The 16,213-nt window shown below is 66.4% G+C and carries 14 protein-coding genes; 8 read left to right on the top strand and 6 right to left on the bottom strand.

The window, feature by feature from the left end:
- Positions 1-45: 45 nt before the first annotated feature.
- Positions 46-1,011 (top strand): helix-turn-helix transcriptional regulator, encoded by a 966-nt coding sequence (locus tag JOF56_RS29590; RefSeq protein WP_209642755.1) that lies wholly within the window; start codon positions 46-48, stop codon positions 1,009-1,011.
- On the opposite strand, the gene JOF56_RS29585 is transcribed toward JOF56_RS29590, so the two are convergent.
- Positions 1,002-1,913, bottom strand: coding sequence for an SDR family oxidoreductase (locus tag JOF56_RS29585; protein ID WP_209642754.1), 912 nt, complete (start codon positions 1,911-1,913; stop codon positions 1,002-1,004). The genes JOF56_RS29590 and JOF56_RS29585 overlap by 10 nt on opposite strands.
- Before the next feature lie 84 nt (positions 1,914-1,997).
- On the opposite strand from JOF56_RS29585, the gene JOF56_RS59625 reads away from it, so the two are divergent.
- Positions 1,998-2,570, top strand: a complete 573-nt coding sequence (locus JOF56_RS59625) for a TetR/AcrR family transcriptional regulator (protein WP_209642753.1) — start codon at positions 1,998-2,000, stop codon at positions 2,568-2,570.
- Between the two features lie 89 nt (positions 2,571-2,659).
- Here the strand turns inward: JOF56_RS59625 and JOF56_RS29575 are convergent, their stop codons facing one another.
- Positions 2,660-5,602: a PQQ-dependent sugar dehydrogenase gene (locus JOF56_RS29575; RefSeq protein WP_307855313.1), complete on the bottom strand. Its 2,943-nt coding sequence runs from the start codon at positions 5,600-5,602 to the stop codon at positions 2,660-2,662.
- A 233-nt stretch (positions 5,603-5,835) separates the two neighbouring features.
- On the opposite strand from JOF56_RS29575, the gene JOF56_RS29570 reads away from it, so the two are divergent.
- Complete coding sequence (locus tag JOF56_RS29570) at positions 5,836-6,423, top strand: TetR/AcrR family transcriptional regulator (protein ID WP_209642752.1); 588 nt, start codon at positions 5,836-5,838, stop codon at positions 6,421-6,423.
- 5 nt (positions 6,424-6,428) lie between these two features.
- On the opposite strand, the gene JOF56_RS29565 is transcribed toward JOF56_RS29570, so the two are convergent.
- Entirely contained in the window at positions 6,429-6,986 is a 558-nt protein-coding gene (locus JOF56_RS29565) for an HD domain-containing protein (RefSeq protein WP_209642751.1), read from the bottom strand.
- Between the two features lie 15 nt (positions 6,987-7,001).
- Positions 7,002-8,075, bottom strand: a complete 1,074-nt coding sequence (locus JOF56_RS29560) for a helix-turn-helix domain-containing protein (protein ID WP_209642750.1) — start codon at positions 8,073-8,075, stop codon at positions 7,002-7,004.
- Between the two features lie 543 nt (positions 8,076-8,618).
- On the opposite strand from JOF56_RS29560, the gene JOF56_RS29555 reads away from it, so the two are divergent.
- On the top strand, positions 8,619-8,927 hold the full coding sequence (locus JOF56_RS29555; protein ID WP_245378449.1) for a hypothetical protein: 309 nt from the start codon (positions 8,619-8,621) through the stop codon (positions 8,925-8,927).
- A gap of 301 nt (positions 8,928-9,228) precedes the next feature.
- On the opposite strand, the gene JOF56_RS29550 is transcribed toward JOF56_RS29555, so the two are convergent.
- Both JOF56_RS29550 and JOF56_RS29545 read right to left on the bottom strand, forming a co-directional pair.
- Complete coding sequence (locus tag JOF56_RS29550; protein WP_209642749.1) at positions 9,229-11,451, bottom strand: molybdopterin oxidoreductase family protein; 2,223 nt, start codon at positions 11,449-11,451, stop codon at positions 9,229-9,231.
- 75 nt (positions 11,452-11,526) lie between these two features.
- On the bottom strand, positions 11,527-12,045 hold the full coding sequence (locus JOF56_RS29545; protein ID WP_209642748.1) for a DUF1707 SHOCT-like domain-containing protein: 519 nt from the start codon (positions 12,043-12,045) through the stop codon (positions 11,527-11,529).
- 141 nt (positions 12,046-12,186) lie between these two features.
- Here JOF56_RS29545 and JOF56_RS29540 point away from each other — a divergent pair, with 141 nt between their 5' ends.
- From JOF56_RS29540 to JOF56_RS29525, 4 genes are all read left to right on the top strand, one after another.
- A complete protein-coding gene (locus tag JOF56_RS29540; RefSeq protein WP_209642747.1) occupies positions 12,187-12,777 on the top strand; it encodes a TIGR03086 family metal-binding protein in 591 nt (196 codons plus the stop codon).
- Between the two features lie 115 nt (positions 12,778-12,892).
- Positions 12,893-14,236 (top strand): hemolysin family protein, encoded by a 1,344-nt coding sequence (locus tag JOF56_RS29535; RefSeq protein ID WP_209642746.1) that lies wholly within the window; start codon positions 12,893-12,895, stop codon positions 14,234-14,236.
- Positions 14,233-15,276 (top strand): hemolysin family protein, encoded by a 1,044-nt coding sequence (locus JOF56_RS29530; protein WP_209642745.1) that lies wholly within the window; start codon positions 14,233-14,235, stop codon positions 15,274-15,276. The genes JOF56_RS29535 and JOF56_RS29530 overlap by 4 nt, the downstream gene beginning before the upstream one ends.
- A 7-nt stretch (positions 15,277-15,283) precedes the next feature.
- Positions 15,284-16,165 (top strand): 3-methyladenine DNA glycosylase, encoded by an 882-nt coding sequence (locus JOF56_RS29525; RefSeq protein ID WP_209642744.1) that lies wholly within the window; start codon positions 15,284-15,286, stop codon positions 16,163-16,165.
- The last annotated feature ends 48 nt before the right edge of the window (positions 16,166-16,213 follow it).

Raw genomic sequence — 16,213 nt, 5'->3', positions numbered from 1 at the left:
CTACTACAGAAATAGTTTCAGCCGTAGTATCGGGCATGATGAGGCATGCGATCGGAACGGCTGGTGGCGTTGTTGTTCACCCTGCAGTCCCGGCGCAGCGCGACGATCGCCGAGCTGGCGACAGCCCTCAAGGTGTCCGAGCGGACCATGCACCGCGACATCGCCGCGCTGCAGGCCACGGGCGTTCCCGTATGGACCGAACCGGGCCGCAACGGTGGCGTCCGCCTGGTGGACGGCTGGCGCACCAGGCTCGACGGGCTCACATCCCGGGAGGCCGTCGCGATCTTCGCCATGGGCGTGCCCCGGGCACTGACCGAGCTCGGGCTCGGCACAGCGGTCTCAGCAGCACATGCCAAGGTCTCCGCGACGCTCCCCGCACCGTTGCGTGAGCAGGCACAGCACGTCGCGCAGCGTTTCCACCTCGACGCACCCGCCTGGTTCCGCAAAGAGGACGAAACCGAGCACCTCGCTGACATGGCACGCGCGGTATGGGAACAACAGCAGGCCCGCATCACATACGGCCGTGACGACCGGACCGTCGAACGTGTACTCGACCCGCTCGGCCTCGTGCTCAAAGCAGGCGTCTGGTATCTCGTCGCACGAACCGATGGCAACATCCGTACCTACCGCGTAAGCCGCATCACCGCTGTCGAACAACTCGACGAGCAGTTCGAGCGGCCGACCGATTTCGACCTCGCCGGCTGGTGGCAGCAGTCATCCGCCCAGTTCGAACGCTCCCTGCAGTGCGTTCAGGTCCGAGTCCGCCTCAGCCCGACCGGGGTCCGCGCGCTGCCCTCAGTGCTTGACCCCGACATGGCGACGCAGGCCCTGAAGGACGCCGGGCCACCCGGACCCGACGGCTGGACCGAGGTCGAACTGGGCCTGGAACGGCCCGGCATAGCCGCGGGCCAGCTGCTGGCCTTGGGCATCGAGGTCGAGATCCTCGAACCCACCGCCGTGCGGGCCGCTTTCGCGGAAGCCGCACGGCAGATGTACGACCGTCACCGGTAGCCGGTGGTGTCCGGATCCTTGCCCGCGTCCTGCACCTCGACGACATAGCGCCACGCGTCCGGCCGACTGCCGTCGACGTCGTCGATCTCGTAGATCTGCGCGAGCTCACCGCTGCTAAGCGTCTGTCCCGAGAACCGTTCCTTGTGCGCGTCCGCAGCCAGCGCCGCGACCGTACGCCCCGTGAACGTCGGCGTCTCCGAGATGGCGAAGTACGGCTGCGCCTTCAGCGCGTCCCGCCAGTTCTCCTCCGTAACCCCGAAGGCATCCAGCATCGCCTCGGACCGCAGCCAACCGGGCGTCACCGCGACCGCAGTGCAGCCGTAACCCTGCAACTGGTACGCCTCGGCAACAACCAGGGGATGCGACGCGGCCTTCGCCATGTGAAAACCAAGCGAGGTGTCCTTGCGGTATTTCGCGTTGTACTCCGCAGTGCCGTCCGTCATCTCCACAACCAGACCGCCAGGATGACGGATCACAAGCGGGAACAGGAAATGACTGGTGATGATGTGCGCATCGATGCCCAACCGGATCATCCGCAGACTCTCGTCGAGCGAGTGCTCCCACACCGGCTTGCCCCACCCGATATTGCCGTCGCCACCCCAAATGCCGTCCACCAGGACGTCGAGCCGCCCATGCTCACGATCGATCCGCTCAGCCAGCGCCCGCACCTGCTCCCGCTCCAGATGGTCGACCCGGACGGCGACGCCCTCGCCACCAGCCTGGTCGATCAGCTCGACCGTCTGCTCGATCGTTTCCGGACGGTTCACTTCAGACCGCTGAGTCCCCGAGGTCCGGCCCGTCACATAGACAAACGCACCCGCACGTCCCAACTCCACCGCGATCGCCCTGCTCGCACCTCGCGTGCCACCCGCTACCACTGCCACCTTGCCGTTGAGCTCCATACGACACACGATGACGGCAAACCCTGCCATCCAGTGACAGGGTTTCTCCAGGACATGTAACTACATTCGCAGTACTATCCGTTGGTGCCTACACGCCGGAACGAGATCCTGATCGGTGCTGTGTCCGTGCTCGCTCGCGGCGGGCCGCGGGCGCTGACGCATTTGTCCGTGGACGCGGCGGCCGAACTGCCCAAGGGGAGCACGTCCAACCATTTCCGCACCCGTGACGCGCTGATCCAGGGTGTGCTGGGACACCTGGTGAAGACTGAGCAGTCGCTGCTGAGTGACCTGCTGGGGAAGGTCGAGGGTGTGGTGGACCGCGACGCTTTCGCCCGCAGGCTCACCGACATGGTGCTCTACATGACCGATCAGGCCAGGGAACTGACGCTGGCCCGGCGTGCGATCTTCCTGGAGGCCGCGTGGCGCCCGGAGATCCGCGACCAGGTCCTGGGATGGTCGGTGCGGTACTGGCAGCTCGGGGGACGCTGGCTGGATCGGCTCGGCTCGCCCGACGCCGAGGGGCATGCCCGGATTCTGCTGGCCTGCATGGACGGCCTGATCACCGAGGTGCTCACCCGGCCGCTGCCCGCGTTGGATGTCCAACGCGCGACCAGGCTGATTGTGGACGGACTGCTGGACGAGCAAAGGCCCGCGTAGGACGACGCTCACCCGATCCGTCGTCCTGCGCGGGGTCCTGGGTGCTCGGGTGACCGGATCGCCGCCAGTTGTCCGGCCACCCGAGCGGTCTAGGTCGAGGCGTTCGACCGTCCGTTGAGGACAGTGTTGGCCCCGCTGTTGGCGACGATCGCGTTCTGGATCACGTCCAGGGCGCTGGAGGACGTGACGCCGGGCAGCGTCGCGGTGTTCACCGCGTAGAGCGTGAAGGTGTACGGGTTCGTACTACCGCCTGGGCACGGGCCGAAGTACTTCTGCGCGTTGGCCCCGCTGCCCATCGCCTTCTGTTTCGCGCCGCCCTGGCCGGGCACGTTGAACCCGGCGCCCAGGTTCTCCGGCAACGACAATGTGCTCGCCGGGATGTCCCAGATGATCCAATGTCGTTTGTTGCCGCTGTTGGCCCGGTCGGCGAACACGATCGCATAGCTCTTGGCGTTGGCATTGCCCGCGCCCCAGGCCAATGGCGGTGACGGGTCCTGGCCTGCCGTGCCGTCGCCCGCGCAGGTGTACTTCGCCGGGATCATCGCGTTCTCGGCGAACGCCGAGCTCGAAAGCTTGAAGTCACCCGGGTTCCCGCCACCCGAATACTGGATGTCGACGTGTAGGATGCGGTCGTTGTTGGCCGTGCCGTCCTTGTCGGTCGTGGTGGTCAGCCAGATGTCGCCCTCGTGGTCCACCTCGACGGTCCGCAGCCGGTTGTACGTGCCCTGGAAGTATGTTGCCTGCTCGACCAGGTTGCTGCTGCTGTCGATGCGCATCCGGTAGACCCGCTGGCCGACTGTGGTCGCCACGAAGACGTAGTCGTTGATGATGGTCAGCCCGCTGGGCGAGGCCGAACTGGTCGACCAGGTCTTCTTCGGCGCGATGTAGCCCGAGCAGTTGCCTTCGGTGCCTTCACAGGCCGGCCAGCCGTAGTTGCCGCCGCGCGTGATCAGGTTGACCTCGTCCTGGCTGGAGTTGCCGAACTCGGCCGCCCACAACCGGTTCTGCGAGTCGAAGTCCAGGCCCTGCGGGTTGCGGTGGCCCTTGCTCCAGACCGCGTTGCCGAACGGGTTGTCCGACGGGACCGTGCCGTCCGGGTTGATCCGCAGGATCTTGCCGTTGAGCGAGTTGTTGTCCTGCGCCCGGCTGTCGGTCTGCGCGTCGCCGACCGAGGCGTACAGCTTGCCGTCCGGCCCGAACCGGAGCCGTCCGCCGTTGTGGTACCGGCTCTTGGCTATGCCCTGCAACAGGATCTGGTACGTGTTCTGCACCAGGGCGCCGTTCTCGTACTTGATCCGGATGATCCGGTTGCCCTCCGAGGCGGTGTGGTAGACGTACAACCAGTGGTCTGTGGCGAAGTTCGGGGAGACCTCGAGGCCGAGCAGGCCGCCCTCGCCGTTCGTGCCGACCGCCTGGCTGATCTTGCCGGCCAGGGTCTTCTGGCCCGCCTCGGTCAGCCGGTAGATGTTGAACGTGTTGCGCTCGCTGAACAACGCCGAGCCGTCCGGCAGGAACACCACGCCCCACGCGACATCCACGCCACTGGCGATCGTGCTGACCGTGCCCGGGTTCGGCACGCCGGCCGGGCCGCCCGCGGTCGGCGTGACCGCGATCTCGTTGCTGAAGCCGGAGAGGTTGCCCGCCTTGTCCCGGGCACGGATCTTGAACTTGTACTCCTTGCCCGTGGTCAGGCCGGCCACCGTCGTGTTCGTGGCGGCACCGTCGGCGCTACCTGACTGGGCGCCGTCGGTGAAGATGTCGTAGCTGGTGACCTTGACGTTGTCGGTCGACGCGGTCCACGCCAGATCCACTGTGGTCGCGGACTTCCGCGGCGAGTTCAGGTTGCCGGGCACGGTCGGCGACTCGGTGTCGGGTGGAGCCGGGTCGGTCCGCACGATGACGTTGTTGCTCGCCTGGGAGACGTTGCCCGCCGCGTCCTTGGCGAACACCGTCCAGTCGTACTCGGTGTCGGACTCGAGGCCGTCGACCGTTGTCGCCAGGACGTTCGCGCCGACGGTCTTCATCAACTGGCCGTGCTGGTACACGTCGTAACCGGCGACGCCCACGTTGTCGGTGGCCGCATCCCAGGCCAGCGACGTGCTCGTGGCGGTCTTGCCGGTGGAGCGCAGGTTCGGCGGTGGCGTCGGGGCCTCGCCGTCGCTGCTCTCGATGGTCAGCTTGTCCGTGTTCGGGCCGCCGTTGGCAGTCGTGGCGGTCGCGCGGATCTTGTTCACGCCCGCGGCAAGTGTTGCCGGTACGGTCGCCGTCTGCCATGTCGTCCACGCACCGGTCCCGTTGAACGGCACGGCCGCGGACACGACTGTGCCGTTGACCGAGATGTCCATCGGCCGGTTCACGGTCGTGCCGTTGGCGTAACGCAACAACAGGTCGACCGAGCCGGGACCGGTGACTGTCCACTCGACATAGCTGCCGACCACATTGTCGAGGTTGACGAAGCCGCGGCCGGAGAAGCCGGTGTGGTTGGACTCCACCACGCCCTGGGAGATCAGCGCGTCCTCGGCCTCGAAGTCGTTGCCGGTCGGCGGCGCGGCGACGTCGGCCTCGATGTAGTCCAGGTTGGGGCCGCCGTTGGCACTGGAGGCGGTTGCCTTGATGTTGTTCGCGCCTGCGTTCAGCGACGCGGTGATCGTCACGTCCTGCCACGTGGTCCAGGCGCTGGTCCCGTTGAACGCCAGGGCCGCGGACACGACTGTGCCGTTGACCGAGATGTCCATCGGCCGGTTGACCGTGGTGCCGTTGGCGAACCGGAACTTCAGGGCTGCCGGACCGGCCTGGCCGGCGTCGACGGTGAACTCGACGCTGCTGCCGGTTACGTTGTCGTAGTTGACGAAACCGGTCCCGGAGAAGCCGGCGTGGTTGGACTCCACGACTCCCTGGGAGACCGTGGCGGACTCGGCTTCATATCTTGTCGCCGCGTCTGGCGCTGAACTGGCGGACGGTGCCAACGCGAGCACCGTGACACCGGCCGTGACGCAGGACAGCAACCCGCGCCAACGGGAACTTGATGCCACTGAGGCCTCCTACAGGGATTGTCGGGGCGGAGGTACTGCGGCGGAGTTCTGGGACAGCTTTCTGGCGAACGGGCGGCGCTCCAGAATTAGATAGGAAAGTTTCCTATCTATGTCGAGGATCACACACCTTGTGCCGACATCGTGTCAAGTCCTGTTACTCTGTGTGCAGACCTTCAGCTCCCAATCCGTACGTACGGATTGCAATACTGGCCCGGGCCTGGAAAGATTGTTCAATGCCCAGGGTCAGCCAGGACCACCTCGATGCCCGCCGCCGCCAGATTCTGGACGGCGCCCGTACGTGTTTCGCGCGCTACGGCTACGAAGGCGCGACCGTACGCAGGCTCGAAGAAGCGACCGGGCTATCCCGTGGCGCGATCTTCCACCACTTCCGTGACAAGGAGTCGCTGTTCCTCGCCCTGGCCGAGGACGAGGCCCGCCGGATGGCCGACGTAGTCGCCGAGCAAGGTCTCGTTCAGGTGATGCGCGACCTGCTGTCGGCACCGACCGGCGAGGCCTCCCCCGCCGACTGGCTGGGCACACGCCTGGAAGTCTCGCGCCGCCTGCGCACCGACACCGAGTTCCGCGCCCGCTGGGCAGAACGGTCAGAGGCACTCACCGAGGCGACCAGGCAGCGTCTGCAACGGCAGCGCGAGGCCGGCAACCTCCGCGACGACATCGACGTCAAGGTGCTGACCGCGTTCCTGGAACTGGTCCTCGAAGGTCTGGTCTCCCACCTGGCGATGGGCCTGCCGGCCGACGACCTCGAACCGGTACTGGACCTGGTCGAGGAAAGCGTCCGCCGCCACCGCCGCTCAGGCTGACGGACTCACCGCTCACGCCAAGCAAGTGGAGACAGAGTCAGCGCCGCCTCGGCAATCCGCTGAGCCGTCCCCGTCTTGAGACCGTCACGGGCCGATTCGATCCAGCCGTCGACACGCCGGACACCGACGTCGCGGTACTCGACGGCCTGCAGAAGCATCTCCAGTTTGTCCGCGTCCTTGGCGCAGCGGGCTTCAGCAGTCTGCCTCGATTCATACTCATCCACCGCTTCGCAGACCATCGCGCGGGACCGCTCAGGCAACCGTCCAGTCTGGTCGGCAGTGATCCGACGAGGATCAGGTTTCGTCAGGTAGTCGCCGGCCGTGTGCGGCAGATCTCCGGTCCGCGTCTCCTGAGTGTCGTGCCACAGCGCCAGAAATGCCGCCCGCGCGGGGTCGGCGCCTTCTTCAGCCGCGATCATCGCTGCCAGCTGCGCGACCCGCATGGTGTGCTCGGCAACCGACTCCGGATCACGCACCCCCGCATGCCACCAACCGGTACGCCGAATACGCTTCAACAACCCGAGTTCATAACCGAACGCAGCAAGCGCTGCGGCCTCTTCCAACAAGTTGAGTCCTCTCTAAAAGCCAGCGATGCGCAGCGCATACTGGAGCCCTGCAAGCTGATGACGTCCAGTCCGGGTCAGACAGTCTGTTGAAGCCAGTCTGTCGAGTTTTCCGGCCAACGACGCGTGAACCACAGGCCGTCCATTCAAAAGCGATGCTCGGGAAGCGACCAGCGCATGCAGCGTGTGGAGATTCAACGGAAGGTGCGGCGAATCTGGGTCGAGCCGATTCATCAGATGTTGCAGCAGACGAACCCCAGTCCATGAACGTGTGTCGGCGTCCAGCATGAACGCATCACTCGTCTGCTCGTTGTCCAACTCGCCGATCCAGTGCGCCCAGTAGTTCAGATTCGCGATCTCAGTGCGAGTGTCGGTCATGTGATCCACGAAGTCGTGAATATGCGTCCCATCACCGGTGGAAGCCAGAGCGACGGATGCAGAGCGCGCCTCCAGCAGGCCTGTGACGTCTGTCTGCTTCGCTGATCGGCATCCGGCGCGTTTCCATTCGGCACGCAGCCAGGCGACCACCTGCGGCCGACCGTCAAACCCGAGCAGGTAGACGGCCTGGCGGCGAAGAAGTGCCTCGTCTGCGTGCATGCTGCGCTCCGCAGCGGTCAACAGGTGATCGAAGAACCGGGTCCGTTCGTCAGCGTGCAGAGATGGACAAATCGGTGTGGGGCCACGTCGGGCCACCTTGGGAATGAACTCGCGCAGATGTTCTGGCGTCTTCTGAGTGATCGGCCACGTGATCAGATTGGTAATCGTCCTGCGGTGCACACTGGCGGCCAAAGGATGCGTGTCTGCATCGACCCATGCCACCTCGGCTGCGATACCGGTCGACAACACTTGATCAGCTTCTACAGCCTCACGGAGATGACGCCCGGTCGAGGCTGGTGCGCCAAGTCTGGACAACCGTCCGCTCAGTCGCAGGAAGTCACCAGCGTTCATCGCCGCGAGCGGTCGACGACCAGATTCCCACCCTTGAACAGTGGACACATCGACCCGAAGCAATTCGGCGAATTTCTCCTGTGTCAATCCGGTGGACTGACGGGCGAGTTTCAGAACTGCCCCGGACACGACACCTGTCACTTGCGAACCCCGACTGACAGTCAGGCCAGCGGATCCGCCTCTCACCATTGTTCCCTCATCACCGGTTGTCTCATGTCGTTTCACTCGCACTGGCAGTCAGTTCTCCTGTCGGTCGCTTGATCGTAGCGTCATACCCCAAGCAGTGAGAGCGCCGTCGTACAGGCGAGAAGGGAGGAAGAACGTGTCGGCCATGACATGTCCGATACCGGACGAACACTACGACAGTCGTTGAATCTCACTCGAACGGATGAACCAGCGAGGAGAAGCCAAGTGACTCCTCAACACGATCACGTCCGGGAAATCAGGGGCGACCAGACGGTGCGGGAAGTTCGAGACAGTGCGGCGGAGATTCTGGCTGCTGTGGGAGCAATCAAGTTGCGCAGGATCGCACTGTTCCGTGCCACGAGGTGGGCTGCTATCGCCACCGGCGCCTATCCGGATGACCCTGATCACGCGGCCATCCGTTGGGTCCGCGCCACAGAGTGGTTACGGATCGGCCGCAGCCTCCCCCGCCAGTAAACCTATCGCTACCAGGAGATCCACATGTCTGACACGACCGATATGTCCATTGCCGGCCACAGTCCGCAGTCTCTCTCTGACGACGTGGACTTCACCGCTCTGGTAGCGGAGATGGTCGCCGATCAGGCGCCTCGGGTGTTCGCGATCGTGCTGGAGTACGGCGAACAAATCGACGCCCAGATCATTGCCTGGGGCGTTGCACTCGAGGAGAGCGCATACGCCGTCACGGTCGACGGCAAGTACCAATACCTGCTGGAGGAGCCGGAGAATGCTCTGAATTACTTCCCCTGCAAGACGGGCACCACGCCACATCTCGTGTGGGCCTCCGGATGAACAGTCGTCAGCACCCCGTCACGGGAGCCAGAAGTGGCCAGAACCAGTCCCAGTCTTCCCTTCAGCGGCAGCAGACTTCGGCAGTGGCGCGAACGAGCCGGCCTGACTCAACAGGCACCTGGCCGACACCTGCGGACTGTCACGGTTCCAGATCTCCCGCTGGGAAACCGGATACGCCAAACCAGAACCCGGCTCTCTGAAACCACTTGTGTGAGGACTGGCCGACGCGCTGAACGAAACCGGCTTCACAACATCGTTCCGGCTCGCGGACCTACTCGACGAGCCGGCCACTTTGGACAACTCAGGCTGAGGGGCTCACGGCCTCCAGCGCCACTGGGACGCCGTTGAAGACGGCGTTTCCGGAGGGGATGTCGATCACTGATTCGTCGGTGATCACGTTGGCGTTGACGCCGGTTGTGCTGCCGGCCACCGAGAGGCGGGTGCCTGGTGTGTCGTGGCCCCAGCCGTGCGGGAGGCTGACGACGCCCGGCATGATCTTGTCGGTTTCCTCGACGGCGACTTCGAGTGAGCCGGTGCGGGAGACCAGGCGGACGTGCTGGCCGGTGGTGACTTCCAGTTTCGCCGCGTCGGCCGGGTTGATGTGCAGGGTGCAGGTGTTCGAGCCTTTGACCAGCGCGGGGATGTTGTGCATCCAGCTGTTGTTGGAGCGCAGGTGGCGGCGGCCGATCAGGACGAAACCGGGTTTCTGGCGGGCCAGCCAGTCCAGCAGGCGCGGTACGTCGGCGGCCAGCTCGGCTGGGCACAGCTGGACTTTTCCGTCCTCAGTGGATAGTACTTCGGCCAGGCGGGGTTGCAGGGCACCGAGATCCACGCCATGCGGGTTGTCCAGGAGGGTCTGCAGCCGGAGTCCGTCTGGCACAGCACCGAAGCCGTCGCCGTAGGGGCCGAGCCGCAGCAATACGTCCAGCCAGCGCTCGAGCGGGCCGTCGCCGTCGATCTGGGACCGCAACTCGGCGACGTCCCGGCCGAGCACTGGGGAGCCTTGCGCGGCAACGGCTTTGGCCAGCAGACCGCCGAGCATCAGCTCCTCGAGACCGCTCGGGTCGGCGGTGGGGGTTGCGGAGGCGATCAGCACCAGCCGGGCCAGGATCGCCGCCTCGCTGGGCCGTCCTTGCGGCAGCGGCAAGGCGGGCGGGGAGAAGTTGGCGAAGTTGCGGACACCCAGGGCGGTGAAGGCGAAGTCGAAGTGCGGGGACTGCAACACCCTCGGTGGGGGCAAGATCACGTTGGCGTGCCGCGTGGTCTCGTTGACGTACGGGTCGACGCTGACCATGAACTCCAGTGTCTGCAACGCTGCCGCGATCCGTGGCGCGTTCGGCGCGGACGAGGCCGGGTTGCCCGCGACCGTGAACAGCGCGCGGATCTGGCCCTCTCCCGGCGTTTCGATCTCCTCGGCCAGCGTCGCGACGGGCAGTTCGCCCAGGGTCTCGGCGAAGCCGCGGACACGACTGTGCCACCGTCCGGTCCGGAACGGACGGCGGCGCAGGTAGGCCGCACGCGTCGCGGACGTCGGGAACATCGCGCCACCGGCGCGATCGAGGTTGCCCGTCAGGGCGTTCAGCGCGTCCACGAGCCAACTGGACAATGTGCCGAACTCAGCGGTTGTCGTGCCGATTCGCGCGTACACGGCCGCGGTGGGCGCGGCGGCGAGGTCACGCGCGGTCTGCCGGATGGTCTGCGCGTCGATGCCGCATGCCTCGGCGGCTGCCTCTGGCGTGAACTTCCCCGCCAGGACACGGAGTTCGTCGACACCGGTGACCAACGGCGAGACGTCACCGACAAGGCCCTCGTCGAACAGCGTATGCACCAAGGCGAACAGCAGCACCGCGTCGGCACCGGGCCGGACGAACAGGTGCTGGTCGGCCAGATCAGCGGTCCGCGTACGGCGTGGGTCGATCACGACGAACCGGCCGCCGCGGGCGCGCAGCTTCTTCAGCCGGCCGGGAAAGTCCGGTGCGGTGCACAGGCTTCCGTTGGACTCCAACGGGTTCGCGCCGAGCATCAGCAGGTAGTCGGTGCGGTCCAGGTCCGGGACCGGGATCGCCTGCGGGTCCCCGAACATGTAACCGCAGGAAACGTGCTTGGGCATCTGGTCGCTGGTGCTCGCGCTGTAGACATTGCGCGTGCCGAGCGCTTTGGCCAGCACGGCGTTGTACACAGGGCCTGCCATCGCGTGCACGCTCGGGTTGCCCAGGTACAGGGCGACCGCTTCGTGCCCATGCGCCTCACGCACCGCGGCCAGTCCGCGCTCCACCTCGGCGAACGCCTCTTCCCACGACACCTCGACGAACTCGCCGTCCCGCTTGACCAGTGGTGCCGACAGCCGGTCGGGGTCCTGGTCGAGGTCGCCCAGCTTGGCGCCCTTCGGGCAGATGAAGCCCAGGCTGAACACGTCGTCCCGGTCGCCGCGAACGTCCGTGACGCGGTCACCGTCGAGTGTGATCCGCAGGCCACACGTGGCCTCACAAAGCGGACAGGTGCGGAAGTGCGTGGTGGTGGGCATGGCGCGCTCCTTGTCGGCCGGGCTGCCCGCAACCTACCGCACCCGTGAGACAAAAAGCCATTATGTGTCAGGTACTCACCAGTGGTGCGGTTCGTCGCGGAAGACCTTGAGGTTTCCCATGGTCACGCGGCCGCTGATGCGCACGACAGGCCCGCTCATCCCCTGTGAGCTGCCGAAGATCTTGCGTTTGCCGAGCACGGCCGTGCCGTCGTCGATCACGACCGCGTCCTGCGGGACGTAGACCGCGATCTTGCCGCAGAACGAGTCGGCCACGATCTTGATCTGCTCACCGCGGCGCATACCGGTCAGATCCAGGATCACCGCGCCGAACGTCGCCCGCGCGTACACCTCACGGCTGGCCTCCGGCGTCCGGATGATCTTGCTGACCGTGGCGACGACACGCTGCGACGGCTCGGACCGCACAGCCGGGCCCAGGTCGGCCAGTTGCGGCCACAACTGCCCCCTGGTCCGCGCCGCGAGCACGATCGCACTGCGTTCGGCGTGCTCCTCCCAGGTGATGCGGCCGTCAGCGACAGCGGCATCCAGCACGCGCGTCGCTTCCCACCGTTCTTCGTCGGACAGCCGTATAGCCACGTCGCCAGCCATAAGATCCCCTCTGAGACTAATTATCTTAGCCAGAGAGAGTCTCTCACATCGCCCGCTCTTCCGTCCAGGAGTCGGTCCAGTGGTCTTTCTGACGATGCGCTCGGCGCCCAGCAGTGGTGGACTGGACAGATGGAAGTGCTCGAAGCGCATGGCAGTGCGCTGAGCGGATTCGACTGGCTGGTCAAGGCGATCGGCCCGGCCGACTGGGCCGCGCCGACACCCTGCCCCGGCTGGACCGTTCGTGACCTGCTCAATCACCTCGTCGCCGAGCAGCTGTGGGTGCCCGAGCTGCTGGCCGGCGCGGATCTGGCCGAGGTCGGCGAGCAGTTCGACGGCGACGTGCTCGGTGACGATCCAGTTGGCAGCTGGACCACCGCGGCGACGAACGCACGCGAGGCATGGCTGCTGCCCGGCGCCCTCGACCAGGAGGTCCACGTCAGCTACGGGCTGGTCCCCGCCGAGGAGTTCGGCTGGCAGATGACGCTCGACCTGGCCGTGCACGGCTGGGACCTGGCCAAAGGCATCGGCGAGACCTCACCTCTGCACGACGAACTGGCTGACGCACTGCTCGCGGTGTTCCAGCCACAGGTCTGGCGGTGGCAGGGCACGGGCATTTTCGAGCCGCCCGTGCCGGTCGCCGCGGACGCGGGTTCACCTGCGAGACTGCTGGGAATGCTCGGCCGTCAGCCGGGTGGCTCGCTACACTTAGGGTCGATTTAGGACCTCTAGAGGAGTAGTGACGTTAGGTGCGCGACGCACAGTCGCCCGGTGGCAGTAGCCAGCCGGGCGAGAGTCCCGGCTGCCATATTTGCCCGGAAACCGTGGGGGAGTCACGGTGACCGGACCATTGCTCGATGTGCTCGGCGTTCTCGCCGTCATCATTCTGACTCTCGGCACCGCGATCTTCGTCGCGGCCGAGTTCTCCCTGACCGCACTGGAACGAAGCCAGGTCGAGAGCCACGTCCGGCGCAAGCCCGACCGTAGGGCCAAGAACGTCGAGAAGGCGCACCGCACGCTGTCGTTCCAGCTGTCGGGTGCCCAGGTCGGTATCACGATCACGACGCTGACCACCGGTTATCTGGCCGAGCCGATCATCGCCGAGTGGCTGGTGCCGCTGATGGGGGCCATCGGCCTGCCCGAAGGCGCGGCGCACGGGTTCGCGGTGGCCATCGCGCTGCTGCTGGCCAACTTCATCTCGATGCTGTTCGGCGAGCTGGTGCCCAAGAACCTGGCGATCTCCAAGCCGCTGGAGACCGCCCGGCGGGTGGCCGGGTTCCAGATGGGCTTCGCCAAGGCGCTGGGCTGGTTGATCAACGGACTGAACACGGCGGCCAACTGGCTCGTGCGCAGGCTCGGTGTGGAGCCGGCCGACGAGCTGGCGTCTGCGCGTTCGCCCCAGGAGCTCGGCTCGTTGGTACGGACAAGCGCCGCACACGGCACTCTCGACAAAGGCACGGCCACACTGTTGGACCGTTCCCTCCGCTTCGGTGACCGCACGGCGGACGAGCTGATGACGCCGCGCGTACAGGTACACGCTCTACGTGACGACGCGACTGTGCCTGACCTCGTCGAAATCGCCCGTGCGACCGGCTTCTCACGGTTCCCCGTACACACGGGCGACCTCGATGACGTCGTCGGCGTCGTGCACGTCAAACAGGTCTTCGGAATACCTGCCGAGCTGCGGCCGACCACGACGATGAAGTCGCTCGCGCGCCCGGTGCCGACGGTTCCCGAGAGCCTTGACGGCGACACCCTGCTCGACCGTCTGCGTGGCTCCGGGTTACAGGTCGCGCTGGTCGTCGACGAGTACGGCGGGACAGCGGGGATCGTCACGCTGGAGGACCTGGTCGAGGAAATCGTCGGCGACGTGCGCGACGAGCACGACCGGGGCGAGGTCAGCCCGGTCCGCCCGCTCGGCAAGGACGCCTGGATGGTGTCCGGCCTGCTACGCGACGACGAACTCGCCGAGGCGACCGGTTTCCGGATGCCGCAGGGCGAGTACGAGACGGTGGCCGGCCTCGTGCTGAGCCGGCTCGGCCGGATCCCCGAGGTCAACGACGAGGTCTTCATCGGCGGCTGGCGGATCACGGTCATGCGGATGGACCGTCACCGGGTGGCCGAACTGCGGGTGACCCGCACGGCGGACGCCGACACGCATGCCGAGGCAGGTGCGCGATGACCGGCATTCCCGCGATCCTCGTCTCGATCCTGCTGCTCGGCCTGAACGCGTTTTTCGTCGGCGCGGAGTTCGCCCTGGTCAGCGCCCGTCGCGACCGGCTGGAGGCGATGGCCGACCGTGGTGTGGACCGGGCCCGGATGGTGATCCGTGCGTCCGAGCGGACCTCGATGATGATGGCCGGTGCCCAGTTCGGCATCACGTTGTGCACGATCGCGCTCGGTGCGCTCGGCGAGCCTGCCGTGGCGCACTACCTGGAGATGGTGCTCGAACCGCTCGGCGTGCCCGCCGCGCTGATGCACGGCATCGCGTTCGCGATCGCGCTGCTGATCGTGTCCGTGCTGCACGTACTGCTCGGCGAGATGGTCACCAAGAACATCGCGATCGCCGCGCCGGAGCGCACGGCGGTCTGGCTGACGCCGTTCCTGGTCGCCTGGGTCCGGCTGGTCCGGCCGGTCATCTCGCTGCTGAACCTGATGGCCAACGGCATCCTGCGGCTGCTGAAGGTGGAGCCGAAGGACGAACTGGAGGCCTCGTACACGCCGGAGGAGCTCGCGAGCCTGATCGCGGACTCCCGCCGGGAGGGTCTCCTGGACGACCTCGAACACCGTCGGCTGACGCAGACACTGTCCTCCGCCGAGCGGACGGTCGCGGACGTGCTCGTCCCCATCGACGAGCTGACAACCGTGCCGTACCCGCCGAAGATCGGCGACATCGAGGCGGCCGTCGCGGCGACGGGGTTCTCACGCTTCCCAGTGCGGTTGTCGGACGGTCGGCTCAACGGGTTCGTACACGTGAAGGACGTGCTCGACATCGCGGGCGCGAACGCGGACACGCCGCTTCCGTGGGCGCGCGTGCGCGGTCTTCCGCAACTGCCCGCTGACACGCGTCTCGACGAGGCGCTGGCGGCGTTGCGGCGTGTACAGAGCCACCTCGCGAAGGCGGTCGACAAGGACGGCACCGTGCTCGGGGTCGTGGCTTTGGAGGACCTGGTCGAGGAGTACGTCGGCACTGTCCGGGACAGCACGCACATCGGCGAATAATGAGCCCGTGGCCGATCTGATCGTTCTCGCCGAGCCGGAGTGGCATGCGCGCCGCGACGCGCATGCCGCCCGGATGCGGCGCTGGGTCGAACCGCACCAGCAACGCAAGGCACGCGGCGAGAAACACCCCGTGCTGGACTTCCTGTTCAGCTACTACTCGTACCGGCCGACCCGGCTGCTGCGCTGGCATCCCGGCCCGGACGTGGCGCTCGACGGTCCTTCGGCGGACGCCCTGCTGAACTGGACCGGGTATGTCTCGACGCCCGACGGCGTGATGCTCGACCGGGCGACGCTCACGCCGAACCGGCGCGAGTCCGTGCAGTTCGTTCACGACCTGCTGGCCGCGACGCTGTCCCGGACGCCTCGGCTGGGCTGTTTCGGCCTGCACGAATGGGCGATGGTGTACCGGTTGCAGCCCGGCGCGATCCGTCATGAGAACTGGCCGTTGCGGCTGGGCTCGTCGGGCACGGACGCCGTGGTCGAGTCGCTGCCGATCAAGTGCGGCCACTTCGACGCCTTCCGGTTCTTCACCGAACCCGCCCGGCCCCGCAACGAGCTGCAGCCCACCCGGGCCACCCAGATCGACCTGGAACAGCCCGGCTGCCTGCACGCGAACATGGACCTGTTCAAGTGGGCCTACAAGCTGGCGCCGTTCACGCCCTCCGAACTGCTCGCCGACTGCTTCGAACTGGCTTCGGACGTGCGTGAGCTCGACATGCGGGCCAGCCCGTACGACCTGGGCTCGCTGGGCTACTCGCCTGTGCCGATCGAGACACCCGCCGGACGGGCCGCGTACGCGCGTCAGCAGGCCGAATTCGCCGACCGGGCCGCACCGCTGCGCAAGCAGCTGATCGAACTCTGCACGCAGTTGCTGGCCTGGCCGCGATAACGATCGGATAAGTTTCCGCAACCGTGCGTGTACTCACGGTGACTCAAC

It is taken from the genome of Kibdelosporangium banguiense (assembly GCF_017876405.1).
Lineage (GTDB): Bacteria > Actinomycetota > Actinomycetes > Mycobacteriales > Pseudonocardiaceae > Kibdelosporangium > Kibdelosporangium banguiense.
The sequence above is the reverse complement of the archived record's forward strand: the minus strand, read 5'-3'. Positions and strand labels throughout refer to the sequence as shown.